Origin of the sequence: Pseudomonas sp. EYE_354, assembly GCF_023148575.1 — a bacterium.
Taxonomy (GTDB): domain Bacteria; phylum Pseudomonadota; class Gammaproteobacteria; order Pseudomonadales; family Pseudomonadaceae; genus Aquipseudomonas.
The window spans coordinates 159,195-173,431 of the sequence record NZ_JAHXNQ010000008.1; the positions used below are offsets into that span (position 1 = coordinate 159,195).

General features: G+C 58.9%; 18 protein-coding genes. 17 read left to right on the forward strand and 1 reads right to left on the reverse strand.

Features of this window, described 5'->3' with window-relative positions; genetic code table 11:
• The first annotated feature begins 2 nt into the window (after positions 1–2).
• Positions 3–209 carry a SlyX family protein gene (locus KZX66_RS13290; protein WP_027605535.1) on the forward strand — a complete coding sequence of 69 codons (207 nt, stop codon included), beginning with the start codon at positions 3–5 and terminating at the stop codon, positions 207–209.
• A gap of 70 nt (positions 210–279) precedes the next feature.
• On the opposite strand, the gene KZX66_RS26400 is transcribed toward KZX66_RS13290, so the two are convergent.
• Positions 280–882: a cold-shock protein gene (locus tag KZX66_RS26400; RefSeq protein WP_282445919.1), complete on the reverse strand. Its 603-nt coding sequence runs from the start codon at positions 880–882 to the stop codon at positions 280–282.
• A gap of 426 nt (positions 883–1,308) precedes the next feature.
• Between KZX66_RS26400 and KZX66_RS13300 the strand changes: the two genes are divergently transcribed.
• The 16 genes from KZX66_RS13300 to queE all read left to right on the forward strand — a co-directional run bounded on the left by KZX66_RS13300 (position 1,309) and on the right by queE (position 14,237).
• Positions 1,309–1,782, forward strand: a complete 474-nt coding sequence (locus KZX66_RS13300) for a Dps family protein (protein ID WP_122720393.1) — start codon at positions 1,309–1,311, stop codon at positions 1,780–1,782.
• 183 nt (positions 1,783–1,965) lie between these two features.
• Positions 1,966–2,307: a ribbon-helix-helix domain-containing protein gene (locus KZX66_RS13305; RefSeq protein WP_248080010.1), complete on the forward strand. Its 342-nt coding sequence runs from the start codon at positions 1,966–1,968 to the stop codon at positions 2,305–2,307.
• A 170-nt stretch (positions 2,308–2,477) separates the two neighbouring features.
• On the forward strand, positions 2,478–2,699 hold the full coding sequence (locus tag KZX66_RS13310; RefSeq protein WP_017139808.1) for a zinc ribbon domain-containing protein: 222 nt from the start codon (positions 2,478–2,480) through the stop codon (positions 2,697–2,699).
• A 108-nt stretch (positions 2,700–2,807) separates the two neighbouring features.
• Positions 2,808–4,583 carry an aspartate--tRNA ligase gene (gene aspS / locus KZX66_RS13315; RefSeq protein WP_248080012.1) on the forward strand — a complete coding sequence of 592 codons (1,776 nt, stop codon included), beginning with the start codon at positions 2,808–2,810 and terminating at the stop codon, positions 4,581–4,583.
• A 136-nt stretch (positions 4,584–4,719) separates the two neighbouring features.
• A complete protein-coding gene (locus KZX66_RS13320) occupies positions 4,720–5,466 on the forward strand; it encodes a YebC/PmpR family DNA-binding transcriptional regulator (RefSeq protein WP_248080014.1) in 747 nt (248 codons plus the stop codon).
• 157 nt (positions 5,467–5,623) lie between these two features.
• Positions 5,624–6,148 carry a crossover junction endodeoxyribonuclease RuvC gene (ruvC, locus tag KZX66_RS13325; RefSeq protein WP_248080017.1) on the forward strand — a complete coding sequence of 175 codons (525 nt, stop codon included), beginning with the start codon at positions 5,624–5,626 and terminating at the stop codon, positions 6,146–6,148.
• Positions 6,149–6,216: 68 nt separating this feature from the next.
• Entirely contained in the window at positions 6,217–6,828 is a 612-nt protein-coding gene (gene ruvA / locus KZX66_RS13330) for a Holliday junction branch migration protein RuvA (RefSeq protein ID WP_248080019.1), read from the forward strand.
• On the forward strand, positions 6,829–7,887 hold the full coding sequence (gene ruvB / locus KZX66_RS13335; RefSeq protein ID WP_248080021.1) for a Holliday junction branch migration DNA helicase RuvB: 1,059 nt from the start codon (positions 6,829–6,831) through the stop codon (positions 7,885–7,887).
• 139 nt (positions 7,888–8,026) lie between these two features.
• Positions 8,027–8,482, forward strand: a complete 456-nt coding sequence (gene ybgC, locus KZX66_RS13340) for a tol-pal system-associated acyl-CoA thioesterase (RefSeq protein ID WP_248080024.1) — start codon at positions 8,027–8,029, stop codon at positions 8,480–8,482.
• A gap of 1 nt (position 8,483) precedes the next feature.
• Positions 8,484–9,179, forward strand: a complete 696-nt coding sequence (gene tolQ, locus KZX66_RS13345; protein ID WP_032890916.1) for a protein TolQ — start codon at positions 8,484–8,486, stop codon at positions 9,177–9,179.
• Between the two features lie 23 nt (positions 9,180–9,202).
• On the forward strand, positions 9,203–9,655 hold the full coding sequence (gene tolR / locus KZX66_RS13350) for a protein TolR (protein WP_160384999.1): 453 nt from the start codon (positions 9,203–9,205) through the stop codon (positions 9,653–9,655).
• Complete coding sequence (tolA, locus tag KZX66_RS13355; protein WP_248080026.1) at positions 9,655–10,728, forward strand: cell envelope integrity protein TolA; 1,074 nt, start codon at positions 9,655–9,657, stop codon at positions 10,726–10,728. The genes tolR and tolA overlap by 1 nt, the downstream gene beginning before the upstream one ends.
• Before the next feature lie 17 nt (positions 10,729–10,745).
• Positions 10,746–12,026: a Tol-Pal system beta propeller repeat protein TolB gene (gene tolB, locus KZX66_RS13360; RefSeq protein WP_248080201.1), complete on the forward strand. Its 1,281-nt coding sequence runs from the start codon at positions 10,746–10,748 to the stop codon at positions 12,024–12,026.
• A 55-nt stretch (positions 12,027–12,081) separates the two neighbouring features.
• Complete coding sequence (gene pal / locus KZX66_RS13365; protein ID WP_003209827.1) at positions 12,082–12,582, forward strand: peptidoglycan-associated lipoprotein Pal; 501 nt, start codon at positions 12,082–12,084, stop codon at positions 12,580–12,582.
• A gap of 6 nt (positions 12,583–12,588) precedes the next feature.
• Positions 12,589–13,425: a tol-pal system protein YbgF gene (gene ybgF / locus KZX66_RS13370; protein WP_248080028.1), complete on the forward strand. Its 837-nt coding sequence runs from the start codon at positions 12,589–12,591 to the stop codon at positions 13,423–13,425.
• Positions 13,426–13,589: 164 nt separating this feature from the next.
• Positions 13,590–14,237, forward strand: coding sequence for a 7-carboxy-7-deazaguanine synthase QueE (gene queE, locus KZX66_RS13375; RefSeq protein WP_248080030.1), 648 nt, complete (start codon positions 13,590–13,592; stop codon positions 14,235–14,237).

Sequence of the window (14,237 nt, forward strand, 5' to 3'; positions counted from 1 at the left end):
TCATGGACCTGCAAGACCGCGTCACCGACTTGGAAAGCCGCCTGGCGTTTCAGGACGACACCATCGAGACCCTCAATGACATCCTGGTCGCCCAGCAGCGTGCGGTTGAACGCCTGCAACTGCAGATGACCGCATTGCTCAAGCGCCAGGAAGAAATGGGTGGGCAGTTCGAAACGTCCGAAGAAGAGGCGCCGCCGCCTCACTATTAATCTGCGTGCAATAAAAAACCGCGACCCAGCAAGGCTGGATCGCGGTTTTTTATGGCTGCGAGCGCGGGTGTCAGCGACGCGGCAATGCAGCGATCACGTCTTCGGCTTGCAGGCCTTTGTCGCGATTCATCACGGAGAACTCCACGCGCTGGCCTTCCACCAGAACGCGATGGCCTTCGCCGCGAATGGCCCGGAAGTGGACGAAGATATCGTCGCCCGAATCACGGGAAATAAAGCCGAAGCCTTTGGACGTGTTGAACCACTTGACGGTACCGGTATCCCGATTGGTCATGTCGTAGTTTTGCGACGCGGCCGCCGGGGACGAACGGTAGAAGCTGATGGCCAGGTGAAGAACGATGGCGACCACAGCGATCACCAGGCTGAGCAGGATGGCCGGGTGGCCGCCGACTTCAGGCATGGGTGCCAGGAGGGTGAGGGTTTGTAAGACAACGGTCAGTACCAGCAGAGCGCTGACCAGGTTTTGCAGTTGATGACGGGTGCCTTTGTTCCAGTAAGGGATTACCGGGGCGAGCGTCAGGTTAAGAAGGCCGAACAAGGCCAGGTACAAGGCATCGTGTTGTTGCAGGTAGGGCAGGCTTTCAGGCTGCAGGCTTGGGATAAAGGACAGCAGCAACGCTGCAACGCCCGTTAGCAGGTGGACGATTTTCAACATTTTGATTAACTCACGTTAAGACGGATCACAAGGAAGAGCTGACTGGCACGGTTCGCTTCTGAACAATGGGAGGCGTTGGGCACGTGCGCGGGGATCAGCCTATGCCGCTTGCCGTGGAGATTAACGGCGGCGACACGCTACCTATTTAACAGCAAAGGCCGTGCCTACTCAAATCAAGCATTTGCGGGCGTTTCGGTGCCTTTGGCATTTCTTCGCCAAACGCCTGTCCTAGACATGCGCAGGTGGTTTGGGTCGAGGTACAGAAAAATGCTTACCTTGTTCAAGATTTGTCTGTCGCTGAGGAAGACGTTACACCCGGGACCATTTGCCGCACCTATGACGAGTCGGGCTGCGCATCATCGGCTCTCTTGCTAGAGTGGTCCTGCACCTGACTCAATGAATGCTTGTCAATTGAAGGGGATAAACATGGCAATCGATATCGGTATCAGCGAAGCAGATCGTAAATCCATCGTCGACGGGCTTTCACGACTGCTCTCCGATACCTATGTACTGTACCTGAAGACCCACAACTTCCATTGGAACGTCACGGGCCCCATGTTTCGTACGCTGCACCTGATGTTCGAGGAGCAGTACAACGAACTGGCGCTGGCGGTGGACTCTATTGCCGAGCGTATCCGCGCCCTCGGGTTCCCCGCACCGGGTGCCTATTCTATTTACGCTCGCCTTTCTTCTATCAAGGAGGAGGAGGGGGTGCCGAGTGCGGAGGAGATGATCAAGCAATTGGTGGCGGGCCAGGAAGCGGTGACGCGGACCGCGCGCGGCATTTTCCCATTGCTCGACAAAGTCAGCGATGAGCCCACTGCGGATCTGCTGACCCAGCGCATGCAAGTGCACGAAAAAACCGCATGGATGCTGCGGTCCCTGCTCGAAAATCAGTAAGTCTCGAACCTGAGTGGCGCCGGCCTGGCGCCATTCGCTTTGTTTCTGCGCACTTCCTGGCGTTGTCCTACAACTATCGACTCCGCGTCTTCTGGCTGCCGCCTGTCTCCCTGCTGTTCCATAGAGCCATCGCCCAATGGGAGCAACCCATGGGTCAGTGTTTGGCAATGGAGTGTCAGGTGTATGTCACGCGGAGTGGGTAATGGAGCGATGGAAAATTGTGGTTTTCATAAAGTAAAGGTCGACCCCTTTGCCAAAGGGTTCGACATGGGGCTGGCCAGGCCGTTGTCCCGATCAGTCAGGCTCAATGGGTTTTCCACGTGCCTGCGGCTTGAACAGGTCTATTGGAATATCCTGGCTGAAATAGCCCGGATCAACGCCTGTTCTGTCAGTGCGTTGCTGTCCTACGTGGATCGGGAAGTGCATTTGCGCTATGGCGGTGTGAAGAACTTCAGTGGTCTGGTCAGGGTGGTGTGCGTGGTTCATCTGCTCAAGGACCATGTCGCTCCTTTAAACCCGGAGTAAACCTATGGTGCCGGAGTCGGTCCGTCGCCCTGGCGGGCGAGGCTCCGGGTAGAAAGCCGGCTGCGCTGCCTCGATTTACCAGATATAATCCCGCGCTTTGCTACGCATGCCGGGGCTTTGCCTCTGAGGCAGGCGTGGCGCAGTAACGATCTGATCGCCGAGACATCGCCATGCCCATGTACGACTATCAATGCGCTTCCTGTGGTCATCAGTTGGAAGCCATCCAGAAGATCAGCGCAGCACCGCTGGTCGATTGCCCGGCCTGCCAGGCCCCTGAGCTCAAGAAGATGTTGTCCATGCCGGGCTTCCGCCTGAGCGGCGGTGGCTGGTACGAAACCGACTTCAAGACCGGCGCCAAGAAGAATCTGGCGGGCGGCGACAAAGCAGACTGAGTTGAACTCTACGCGCCGGCTCCTGCATTATCCGTCCCCTGCTTAACTGTACGGTGACGAGGCACGCCTGCCACCGAATTACGAATTACGAGAAGTGAAACCACGACCATGATGCGCAGCCACTATTGCGGCCAACTGAACGAGACCCTGGAAGGTCAGGAAATTACCCTTTGCGGATGGGTTCACCGTCGCCGCGACCACGGCGGGGTGATCTTCCTCGATATCCGTGATCGTGATGGTCTGGCCCAGGTGGTGTTCGATCCGGACCGTGCCGAAAGCTTCGCCGCCGCCGATCGTGTGCGCAGCGAGTACGTCGTGAAGATCACCGGCAAGGTTCGCCTGCGTCCGGCTGGTGCCGTGAACAAGAACATGGCCTCCGGCGGTATCGAAGTGCTGGGCTATGAGCTGGAAGTGCTGAACGAGTCGGAAACCCCGCCGTTCCCACTCAACGAATACTCCGACGTCGGCGAAGAAACCCGCCTGCGCTACCGCTTCCTGGACCTGCGTCGTCCGGAAATGGCCGAGAAACTGCGTCTGCGTTCGCGCATGACCACCAGCATCCGCCGTTTCCTCGACGAGAATGGCTTCCTTGACGTAGAAACGCCGATCCTGACCCGGGCCACCCCGGAAGGCGCGCGTGACTACCTGGTGCCGAGCCGTACCCACGCCGGTTCGTTCTTCGCGCTGCCGCAATCGCCGCAGTTGTTCAAGCAACTGCTGATGGTGGCCGGCTTCGACCGTTACTACCAGATCGCCAAATGCTTCCGCGACGAAGACCTGCGCGCTGACCGTCAACCGGAATTCACCCAGATCGACATCGAGACCAGTTTCCTCGATGAAAAAGAGATCATGGGTCTGACCGAGCAAATGATCCGCAACCTGTTCAAGGAAGTGCTGGGCCTGGAGTTCGGCGAATTCCCGCACATGACCTTCGAAGAGGCCATGCGCCGCTACGGTTCCGACAAGCCGGACCTGCGTAACCCGCTGGAACTGGTGGACGTTGCCGACCAGCTAAAGGACGTCGACTTCAAGGTGTTCAGCGGCCCGGCCAACGACCCGAAATGCCGCATCGCCGCCCTGCGTGTGCCAGGCGGCGCGAGCATGCCGCGCAAGCAGATCGACGATTACACCAAATTCGTCGGCATCTACGGTGCCAAGGGCCTGGCGTACATCAAGGTCAACGAGCGCGCCAACGGTGTTGACGGTCTGCAATCGCCGATCGTGAAAAACATCCCCGAAGCCAACCTGAACGTGATCCTGGATCGCGTCGGCGCGGTCGATGGCGACATCGTGTTCTTCGGTGCCGACAAAGCCAAAATCGTCAGCGAAGCCCTGGGTGCCCTGCGTATCAAGCTCGGTCACGACCTGAGCCTGCTGACCTGCGAATGGGCGCCGATGTGGGTCGTTGACTTCCCGATGTTCGAAGAGAACGACGACGGCAGCTTCAGCGCCTTGCACCACCCGTTCACCGCGCCGAAGTGCTCCCCTGCGGAGTTGGAAGCCAACCCTGCAGGCGCGCTGTCCCGTGCCTACGACATGGTGCTCAACGGCACCGAACTGGGTGGCGGTTCGATCCGTATCCACCGCAAAGAGATGCAGCAAGCGGTGTTCCGCCTGCTGGGTATCAACGAAGCGGAACAGGAAGAGAAATTCGGCTTCCTGCTCGACGCCCTCAAATACGGCGCGCCGCCGCACGGTGGCCTGGCCTTCGGCCTGGACCGTCTGGTGATGCTGATGACCGGCGCCCAGTCGATCCGTGAAGTGATCGCCTTCCCGAAAACCCAGAGTGCTGCGGACGTGATGACGCAGGCACCCGGTGTGGTGGACGCCAAGGCGCTGCGCGAGCTGCATATTCGCCTGCGCGAGACACCAAAAGCTGAGTAAGGCTGCTGCGTGAAAGCGCGATAGAGTTTCAGGCAGTCAAAAAGGCGCATCTTCGGATGCGCCTTTGCGTTAAAGCGCTACATTCCGCCGAGGGCGGAGTTGACCAAGGTTTCTAGAGAATTTTCGGAGTTGTGTTATGGCTGGCCATTCCAAGTGGGCGAACATCAAGCACCGCAAAGAGCGACAGGATGCCAAGAAAGGCAAGATTTTCACCAAGTGGATCCGCGAGCTGACCGTCGCCGCCCGCCAGGGAGGTGGTGACCCCGGCTCCAACCCACGTTTGCGCCTGGCACTGGACAAGGCCCTCGGCGCCAACATGAGCCGCGACATCATCGACCGTGCGGTGGCCCGCGGTGCCGGCGCGGCCGACACCGACGACATGGTCGAGTTGACCTACGAAGGCTACGGCCCCGGCGGCGTGGCGGTGATGGTCGAGTGCATGACCGATAACCGCAACCGCACTGCGGCCGCTGTGCGCCATGCGTTCAGCAAATGCGGCGGTAACCTGGGCACTGACGGTTCCGTGGCCTACCTGTTCGAGCGCAAGGGCCAGATTACCTTTGCGCCGGGCACGGACGAAGATGCGCTGATGGAAGCGGCCATGGAGGCGGATGCCGACGACGTGGTAACCAACGAAGACGGCTCCATCGACGTGTTCACCTCCTTCGCCAGTTTCTACGCCGTGCGTAATGCGCTGGAGGCGGCGGGGTTCAAGGGCACCGACGCGGAAATCGTGATGCTGCCGACCACCAGTGCCGAACTGGACCTGGAGGGTGCACAGAAGGTGCTGAAGATGCTGGACATGCTCGAAGACCTGGACGATGTGCAGAACGTGTATTCGAACGCCGACATCCCGGAATCCGTGGCCGAACAGCTAGGCTGAAGAATGATGTAGATCCAAATGCGCGAGGGGGCTTGCCCCCGATGACGGTGTGTCAGTGACTTATAAATCGACTGAACCGCCGTTATCGGAGGCAAGCCCTCTCCCGCATTTGAACGTTGGTGTATCAACAAATGTGTTTATCCAACCCGCAGGCGTTATGACTTTAATCCTAGGTATCGACCCCGGTTCGCGCATCACCGGTTTTGGCGTGGTGCAACACACCCCGCGTGGCTGTGTTTACGTGGCCTCGGGGTGTATTCGCACGGGGGCGGGTGAGCTGGCCGAGCGCTTGCAGATTGTCTACCGCGGCGTGCGTGAAGTGATCCAGACCTACGGCCCGGTGACCATGGGCATCGAAAAAGTATTCATGGCGAAAAACGCCGATTCGGCCTTGAAGTTGGGCCAGGCCCGTGGCGCCGCGATCGTTGCAGGCGCCGAGGAGGGCATGGAAATCGCCGAGTACACCGCGACCCAGGTCAAGCAGGCCGTGGTCGGCACCGGTGGCGCCAATAAAGAGCAGGTGCAGATGATGGTCATGCACATGCTCAAGCTCACTTCAAAACCGCAGATCGATGCTTCCGACGCCCTGGCTATCGCCATTTGCCATGCGCACACCCGTTCCAGCCTGCTGCCTCATGGCTTGGGCACTGCACGCAGTCGTGGCGGACGCCTGCGTCTCTGATAGCATCAGCGCAATCGAATTTTGCGGTCAGGCCTTGATCTGACCCCTACGCTTTAAGGATCTGAACCGTGATTGGACGCTTGCGCGGCACCCTGGCTGAGAAACAGCCGCCGCACCTGATTCTGGATGTCAATGGGTTGGGGTATGAGCTGGAAGTGCCCATGACCACCCTGTATCGCTTGCCGTCCGTAGGCGAGCCGCTGACCTTGCACACCCATTTGGTGGTACGCGAAGACGCGCAATTGCTCTATGGTTTCATTGGCAAGCGCGACCGCGACTTCTTCCGCGAGCTGATCCGCCTCAACGGCGTAGGCCCCAAACTGGCCCTGGCATTGATGTCGAGCCTGGAAGTGGACGAATTGGTGCGTGCCGTCTCGGCCCAGGACACTTCGGCGCTGACCAAGGTGCCGGGGGTCGGCAAGAAGACCGCCGAGCGCTTGTTGGTGGAGCTCAAGGACCGCTTCAAGGCCTGGGAGGTTGTGCCGAGCATGTTTGCCCTGGTGCCCAACCAACCGGATATGCCGCCAGGCCAGGTGGCCAGTGCCGAGAGCGATGCGGTCAGCGCGCTGATTTCCCTGGGCTACAAGCCGCAGGAAGCCAGTAAGGCCGTGTCGGCCATCAAGGACAAGAACCTGAGCAGTGAAGACATGATCCGCCGAGCCCTGAAGGGAATGATTTAAGTGATTGAAGCTGATCGTCTGATCGCGGCCACCGGCTCGCGCGACCGTGAAGAAGTCCAGGACCGTGCCATTCGCCCCCTGAGCCTGGCCGACTACATCGGCCAGCCCACCGTGCGCGAGCAAATGGAGCTGTTCATTCAGGCCGCACGCGGGCGCAGTGAGTCGCTTGACCACACGCTGATCTTCGGCCCGCCGGGGTTGGGTAAAACTACGCTGGCCAACATCATTGCCCAGGAAATGGGCGTATCGATCAAATCCACCTCCGGCCCGGTGCTGGAGCGTCCGGGTGATCTGGCGGCGCTGCTGACCAACCTTGAGCCCCATGACGTGCTGTTTATCGACGAGATTCACCGGCTATCGCCGATCGTCGAGGAGGTGCTGTACCCGGCCATGGAGGACTTTCAGCTCGATATCATGATCGGCGAGGGCCCTGCGGCTCGTTCGATCAAGCTCGACCTGCCACCGTTCACCCTGGTGGGGGCGACCACCCGTGCCGGCATGCTGACCAATCCGCTTCGAGACCGTTTCGGTATCGTTCAACGTCTAGAGTTCTACAGCACTGCAGACCTGGCGACCATTGTCAGCCGTTCGGCCAGCATTCTCGGTTTACCACTGGACCCGGAAGGCGCATTTGAAATCGCGCGCCGAGCCCGTGGCACACCTCGAATCGCCAACCGTTTGCTGCGCCGCGTGCGTGATTTTGCCGAAGTACGCGCCAAGGGCCACATCACCAAGGCTGTGGCCGACCTGGCCTTGAACCTGCTGGACGTGGATGAGCATGGGTTTGATCACCAGGACCGGCGTCTGCTCTTGACCATGATCGAGAAGTTTGACGGCGGCCCGGTAGGGGTCGACAGCCTGGCTGCGGCCATCAGCGAGGAGCGCCATACCATTGAGGACGTGCTGGAGCCGTACCTGATCCAGCAGGGCTACATCATGCGTACGCCCAGGGGGCGGGTGGTGACGCGCCACGCCTACCTGCACTTTGGCTTAAACATTCCGTCACGATTGGGTGAGATGCCTGTGGTAGACGAATTTCTTGATGCGGTTGACGATTAAAAAGGCTATGTGGGTCGATTTATTCGAGGTTTGTGCTGTCCCAGTGTCTGGCGTCGTCATTCAGTCGTAGGAAATGTCATCGAGAATGCAAAAACAGTTGCCCAGCCGGATTGGCAACCTCAGGAGTAAGCACTAGAGTATGCGCGCGCAAAACGGGGAACAGTCGTTCGCACATCGCTGTCGCGTTTATTACGAGGACACCGATGCCGGCGGCATCGTGTATTACGTCAATTACCTCAAGTTTATGGAGCGGGCTCGAACCGAGCGGCTACGGGAGCTGGGCTTTGCCCAATCCCAGCTGGCAGGGGAGGACCTGTTATTCGTCGTGCACTCCAGCGAGGCGCGTTACCACGCACCGGCGCGATTGGACGACGAGCTGCTGGTCAGCGCTGAAGTAATCGAATTGAACCGTGCCAGCCTGCGTTTCAAGCAGCAGGTCAGGCGGGCAACGGATGCAACGCTGCTCTGTGAGGGGCAGTTCCTGGTGGCGTGTGTGCGCACCAACAGTTTGAAACCTCGGGCCATTCCCGAAACTCTACGTGCGGCCTTTGCCGCCGTGAGCGGCGCGGGTAAACAATCAAAGCAGGAGATTTAGCGTGGAACCTACCGTCGTCGACCATTCCTCCATGTGGAGCCTGGTCAGCAATGCCAGTGTTGTGGTTCAACTGGTCATGCTGATCCTGGTAGCCGCATCGGTTACCTCTTGGGTCATGATTTTTCAGCGCAGCAACCTGCTGCGTGCCGGTCGACGTGCCCTGGAGAGCTTTGAAGAGCGCTTCTGGTCGGGTATCGACCTGTCCAAGCTGTATCGCCAGGCCGGCAGCAACCCCGACCCGGACTCGGGCGTCGAGCAGATCTTCCGTGCCGGTTTCAAGGAATTTTCGCGCCTGCGCCAGCAACCGGGTGTTGATCCGGAAGCGGTGATGGAAGGCGTCGCCCGTGCCATGCGCGTGGCCATTTCCCGCGAAGAAGAGAAACTGGAGCAGAGCCTGCCGTTCCTCGCCACCGTAGGTTCCGTCAGCCCGTACATCGGCCTGTTCGGTACCGTGTGGGGCATCATGAACTCTTTCCGCGGCCTGGCCCAGGCTCAGCAAGCCACCCTGGCCACAGTGGCCCCAGGTATCGCCGAAGCCCTGATCGCCACCGCGATCGGCCTGTTCGCCGCGATCCCGGCTGTTATTGCCTACAACCGTTTTGCCGCGCGCGGCGAAAACCTGATTGGCCGTTACTACACCTTCGCCGATGAATTCCAGGCGATCCTGCACCGTAAAGTGCACACCAGCGAAGAATAAGCAGGTACTCCCCGATGGCTTTAATCACTCGAGCTCGAACCAAGCGCAAGCCGGTCGCCGAGATGAACGTAGTGCCTTACATCGACGTGATGCTGGTGCTGCTGGTGATCTTCATGGTGACCGCGCCGATGCTCAACCAGGGTGTGAAGGTTGATCTGCCCAAGGTTTCCAGCGAAGCCTTGCCTCAGGACAACAACACCCAGGTGCTGACCATTTCGATCAAGGCTGACAAGACCTACTACTGGAACCTTGGCAGCGAAGTCGATACCCAGAAGCAGCAGGACAAGGCCCTGACCCTGCCGGCGATGACCGACGCGGTGACCAAGATCATTCGTTCCGGCAACGAAGGCGGCAAGCATACCCAGGTGTTCATCCGCGGCGACAAGTCGGTCGACTACGGCTCCGTCATGGGCGCCATGGGCGGGCTGCAGAAGGCCGGCGTCGGTAACGTTGGCTTGATCACCGAGGCGCCCTGATGCAGCAACAGCGAGAGCCGTCCGCCTCGGAGAGCTACTTCTGGCCTAGCGTCTGGGCAATTGCCCTGCACGTCCTGGTCTTTGGCATGCTGTTCGTCAGCTTTGCCATGACCCCGGACCTGCCGCCAGCCAAGCCGATCGTGCAGGCGACCCTGTATCAGCTGAAATCGAAAAGTCAGGCCACCACCCAGACCAATCAGAAGATTGCGGGTGAAGCCCAGAAGTCGGCTGCGCGCCAGACTGAAGTCGAACAGATGGAACAGAAGAAGGTCGAGCAGGAAGCGGTGAAGGCTGCTGCGGAACAAAAGAAAGAAGAGGCGGCTCAAAAGGCCGAGGAATCGAAAAAGGCTGACGAAGCGAAGAAGGCCGACGAGGCGAAAAAGGCTGATGAAGCCAAGAAAGCCGAGAAAGCTGCCGAAGCGAAAAAGGCCGAAGAGAAACAATTGGCTGATATAGCCAAGAAGAAGTCTGAAGAAGAAGCCAAAAAAGCAGCTGAAGAAGAGGCCAAGAAAAAGGCCGCTGAAGAAGCCAAGAAAAAGATCGTCGAAGACGCGAAGAAGAAAGCCGCCGAAGACGCCAAGAAAAAAGCTGAAGCAGACGAGGCGAAGAAGAAAATCGCCGACGACGCGAAGAAGAAAGCTGCCGCCGATGCCACCAAGAAAAAGGCCCAGGAAGCAGCGCGTAAATCCGCCGAAGAGAAAAAGGCCCAGGCCTTGGCAGATTTGCTCTCCGACACGCCGCAGCGTCAGCAAGCCTTGGCCGATGAGCGTGGCGATGAAGTCGCGGGCAGTTTCGACGATTTGATTCGGGCGCGGGCAGCAGAGGGTTGGACCCGTCCGCCTTCGGCACGCAAAGGCATGACAGTAGTGCTGCAGATCGGCATGTTGCCGGACGGTACGGTGACTTCGGTCACTGTGGCCAAGTCCAGTGGTGACGGTTCGTTCGACAGTTCGGCGGTTGCCGCGGTCAAGAATATTGGCCGGTTGACCGAGATGCAGGGAATGAAACCAAGCGACTTCGCTCCCTATCGTTCATTCAAGATGACATTCACACCTGAGGATCTAGCCTTGTGAGAAACCTTCTTCGAGGAATGCTTGTCGTTATTTGCTGTATGGCAGGGATAGCGGCGGCGGATGAAAAGAACATCCTGGTCACCAGCGGTAGCGACCGGGCCACCCCGATCGCTGTAGTACCGTTCGGTTGGCAGGGCGGCAGTGTGCTGCCGGACGACATGGCCCAGATCGTCAGCGACGACCTGCGCAACTCCGGCTACTACGCGCCGATTCCCAAAGGCAATATGATCAGCCAGCCTAACCAGGCCAGCGAAGTCGTGTTCCGTGACTGGAAAGCGGTAGGCGCGCAATACCTGATGGTCGGCAACATTGTGCCGGCCGGCGGTCGCCTGCAGATCCAGTACACCCTGTTCAACGTGGCGACCGAGCAGCAGGTCTTGACCGGCAGTGTTTCGGGCACCACCGAACAATTGCGGGACATGGCCCACTACATTTCGGACCAGTCGTTTGAAAAGCTCACCGGTATCAAGGGGGCTTTCTCGACACGTCTGCTGTATGTAACGGCTGAACGTTTCTCCGTAGACAACACCCGCTATACCCTGCAACGTTCGGACTATGACGGCGCGCGCGCTGTAACCTTGCTGCAGTCGCGTGAGCCAATCCTGTCGCCGCGCTTTGCACCGGATGGCAAGCGTATTGCCTACGTGTCGTTCGAACAGAAGCGTCCGCGTATCTTCGTCCAGCACATCGACACTGGCCGTCGTGAGCAGATCACCAACTTCGAAGGCCTTAACGGTGCGCCGGCCTGGTCGCCGGATGGTTCGCGCCTGGCGTTCGTACTGTCCAAAGACGGCAACCCGGATATCTACGTGATGAACATGGCTTCGCGCCAGATCACACGTGTGACCAGCGGCCCGGGCATTAACACTGAACCGTTCTGGGGAAAGGATGGTTCGACCATCTACTTCACCTCTGACCGGGGCGGCAAGCCACAAATCTACAAATCGAGTATTGGCGGTGGCGGTGCGGAACGAGTGACCTTTATTGGTAACTACAACGCCAACCCTAAGCTTTCGGCTGATGAAAAGACGTTGGTGATGATTCACCGTCAGGATGGTTTCACTAATTTCCGGGTTGCGGCCCAGGATTTGCAGCGTGGAACGGTAAAAATCCTTACAGATACCAACCTTGATGAGTCAGCTACTGTTGCGCCCAACGGCACCATGGTAATCTACGCCACCCGCCAGCAGGGCCGGGGAGTCTTGATGCTCGTGTCCATTAATGGACGCGTGAGGCTCCCGCTTCCTACCGCTCAAGGCGAAGTCAGAGAACCGTCCTGGTCCCCTTACCTGAACTGACGCGGCGCTACAAAAAGAAGTACTTAACACACTGGGGTTCATTAGGAGTTTCACGATGGAAATGCTGAAGTTTGGTAAGTTTGCTGCTCTGGCTCTGGCTCTGTCCGTAGCCGTTGGTTGCTCGTCTAAAGGCGGCGACAATGCCGGTGAAGGCGCAGCTGTTGATCCAAACGCTGGTTACGGCGCTAACACTGGTGCAGTTGACGGCTCCCTGAGCGAAGAAGCTGCTCTGCGCGCTATCACCACTTTCTACTTCGAATATGACAGTTCGGACCTGAAACCAGAAGCCATGCGCGCTCTGGACGTTCACGCGAAGGACCTGAAAGCTAACGGCGCTCGCGTTGTTCTGGAAGGTAACACCGACGAACGTGGTACTCGTGAGTACAACATGGCACTGGGCGAGCGTCGTGCGAAAGCCGTTCAGCGCTACCTGGTACTGCAAGGTGTTGCTCCAGGCCAACTGGAACTGGTTTCCTACGGTAAAGAGCGTCCAGTTGCTACTGGCCACGACGAGCAGTCCTGGGCTCAAAACCGTCGCGTCGAACTGCGTAAGTAATTCGTCATGCGAACGTGCCGTCGTGCTCTGACTGTATTGGCTCTCAGCTTCGCACCGCTTGCGGTGTGGGCTGCGGTTCCTGTAACGGATAGCAACTCTGGCTATAACAATAGCGGGAGCAGCTATCCGCCAGCAGGTTATGGCACGAACGGCGCCTATGCTGGGGGGGCGGCTACGTCCGCTCCCTCGGCACAGGGCGAACTGTTCAACCAGTTGCAACGCATGCAGGATCAATTGGCGCAGCAACAGGGCGCAATTGAAGTGCTGCAAAATCAAGTGAACCAGCTCAAGCAAGAAGGCCTGGAGCGTTACCAGGATCTTGATCGACGTATAGGAGCCGGCGTTACACCAGCCGCTACTCCAGATAATTCTTCTACCGGTGGTGCGCCAAGCGCCGCCGCCGGTGGTGCGGCAGCAGGGGCCGCGGCTGCGGGCCAGGCCCCTGCCGCCAGCAGCGAACCGGGTGATCCGGCGAAGGAAAAACTGTATTACGATGCAGCCTTCGACCTGATCAAGGCCAAGGACTTCGACAAGGCCAGCAAAGCCTTTACCGCATTCCTTGGGCGTTACCCCAACAGCCAGTACGCGGGCAATGCCCAATACTGGTTGGGCGAGGTGAACCTGGCAAAGGGTGATTTGCAGGGGGCGGGCCAGGCATTTGCCAAGGTCAGCCAGCTGTACCCCAAGCATGCCAAGGTGCCTGATTCGCTGTACAAACTCGCTGACGTAGAGCGCCGCCTGGGTCATACCGACAAGGTCAAAGGCATTCTGCAGCAGGTCGTCGCCCAATATCCGGGGACTTCCGCTGCTCAGTTGGCTCAACGGGATCTGCAACGTTTGTAAGCAACGCAGCCCGTTTAGAAGAAACCCGCGCCTGGCGCGGGTTTTTTCGTTAGAATCCACGCCCTTTTATGAAACACGCTTTTTGGGGCCTGCGCGTTGGCGGGGTTCCTCTAAGTGCCTGACGGAGGCGGACAGCCTGTTTAGCTGTTACGCCCGTGGCGACTATGCAAGACACATTACGTATTACCGAAGTTTTTTACTCGTTGCAGGGTGAAACGCGAACCGCTGGGCTGCCCACCGTATTTGTGCGCCTCACCGGTTGCCCGTTGCGTTGCCAATACTGTGACAGCGCCTATGCCTTCAGTGGCGGCACCGTGCGCACCCTGGACGACATCCTCGAGCAGGTTGCTGGCTTCAAGCCGCGCTACGTCTGCGTGACCGGGGGCGAGCCGTTGGCCCAGCCCAATGCCATTGCGCTGCTCAAGCGGCTGTGTGATGCCGGTTATGAAGTGTCCCTTGAAACCAGTGGTGCCCTGGACATCTCGGCGGTCGACCCACGCGTCAGCCGCGTGGTCGACCTCAAGACCCCGGGTTCCAAGGAGGCGCACCGCAACCTCTATGACAACATGGACTTGCTGACGGCCAACGATCAGGTCAAGTTCGTTATCTGTTCGCGCGACGACTATGACTGGGCGGCCTCCAAGTTGATCCAGTACGGTCTCGACCGTCGTGCCGGCGAGGTGCTGTTCTCTCCGAGCCATCACGACCTCAATGCCCGCGACCTGGCTGACTGGGTCGTGGCCGACAATCTGCCGGTACGCCTGCAATTGCAGTTGCATAAATACCTGTGGAACGACGAGCCGGGGCGCTGA

Bases quoted from the DNA above. Each gene is read 5' to 3' on its own strand.
- ruvC (WP_248080017.1), top strand. From the start codon at position 5,624: ATGACTTTAATCCTAGGTATCGACCCCGGTTCGCGCATCACCGGTTTT.
- pal (WP_003209827.1), top strand. From the start codon at position 12,082: ATGGAAATGCTGAAGTTTGGTAAGTTTGCTGCTCTGGCTCTGGCTCTG.
- ybgF (WP_248080028.1), top strand. From the start codon at position 12,589: ATGCGAACGTGCCGTCGTGCTCTGACTGTATTGGCTCTCAGCTTCGCA.
- KZX66_RS13290 (WP_027605535.1), top strand. From the start codon at position 3: ATGGACCTGCAAGACCGCGTCACCGACTTGGAAAGCCGCCTGGCGTTT.
- KZX66_RS26400 (WP_282445919.1), bottom strand. From the start codon at position 882: ATGTTGAAAATCGTCCACCTGCTAACGGGCGTTGCAGCGTTGCTGCTG.
- ybgC (WP_248080024.1), top strand. From the start codon at position 8,027: ATGCGCGCGCAAAACGGGGAACAGTCGTTCGCACATCGCTGTCGCGTT.
- queE (WP_248080030.1), top strand. From the start codon at position 13,590: ATGCAAGACACATTACGTATTACCGAAGTTTTTTACTCGTTGCAGGGT.
- KZX66_RS13300 (WP_122720393.1), top strand. From the start codon at position 1,309: ATGGCAATCGATATCGGTATCAGCGAAGCAGATCGTAAATCCATCGTC.
- aspS (WP_248080012.1), top strand. From the start codon at position 2,808: ATGATGCGCAGCCACTATTGCGGCCAACTGAACGAGACCCTGGAAGGT.
- KZX66_RS13310 (WP_017139808.1), top strand. From the start codon at position 2,478: ATGCCCATGTACGACTATCAATGCGCTTCCTGTGGTCATCAGTTGGAA.
- tolA (WP_248080026.1), top strand. From the start codon at position 9,655: ATGCAGCAACAGCGAGAGCCGTCCGCCTCGGAGAGCTACTTCTGGCCT.
- tolB (WP_248080201.1), top strand. From the start codon at position 10,746: ATGCTTGTCGTTATTTGCTGTATGGCAGGGATAGCGGCGGCGGATGAA.
- KZX66_RS13305 (WP_248080010.1), top strand. From the start codon at position 1,966: ATGTCACGCGGAGTGGGTAATGGAGCGATGGAAAATTGTGGTTTTCAT.
- KZX66_RS13320 (WP_248080014.1), top strand. From the start codon at position 4,720: ATGGCTGGCCATTCCAAGTGGGCGAACATCAAGCACCGCAAAGAGCGA.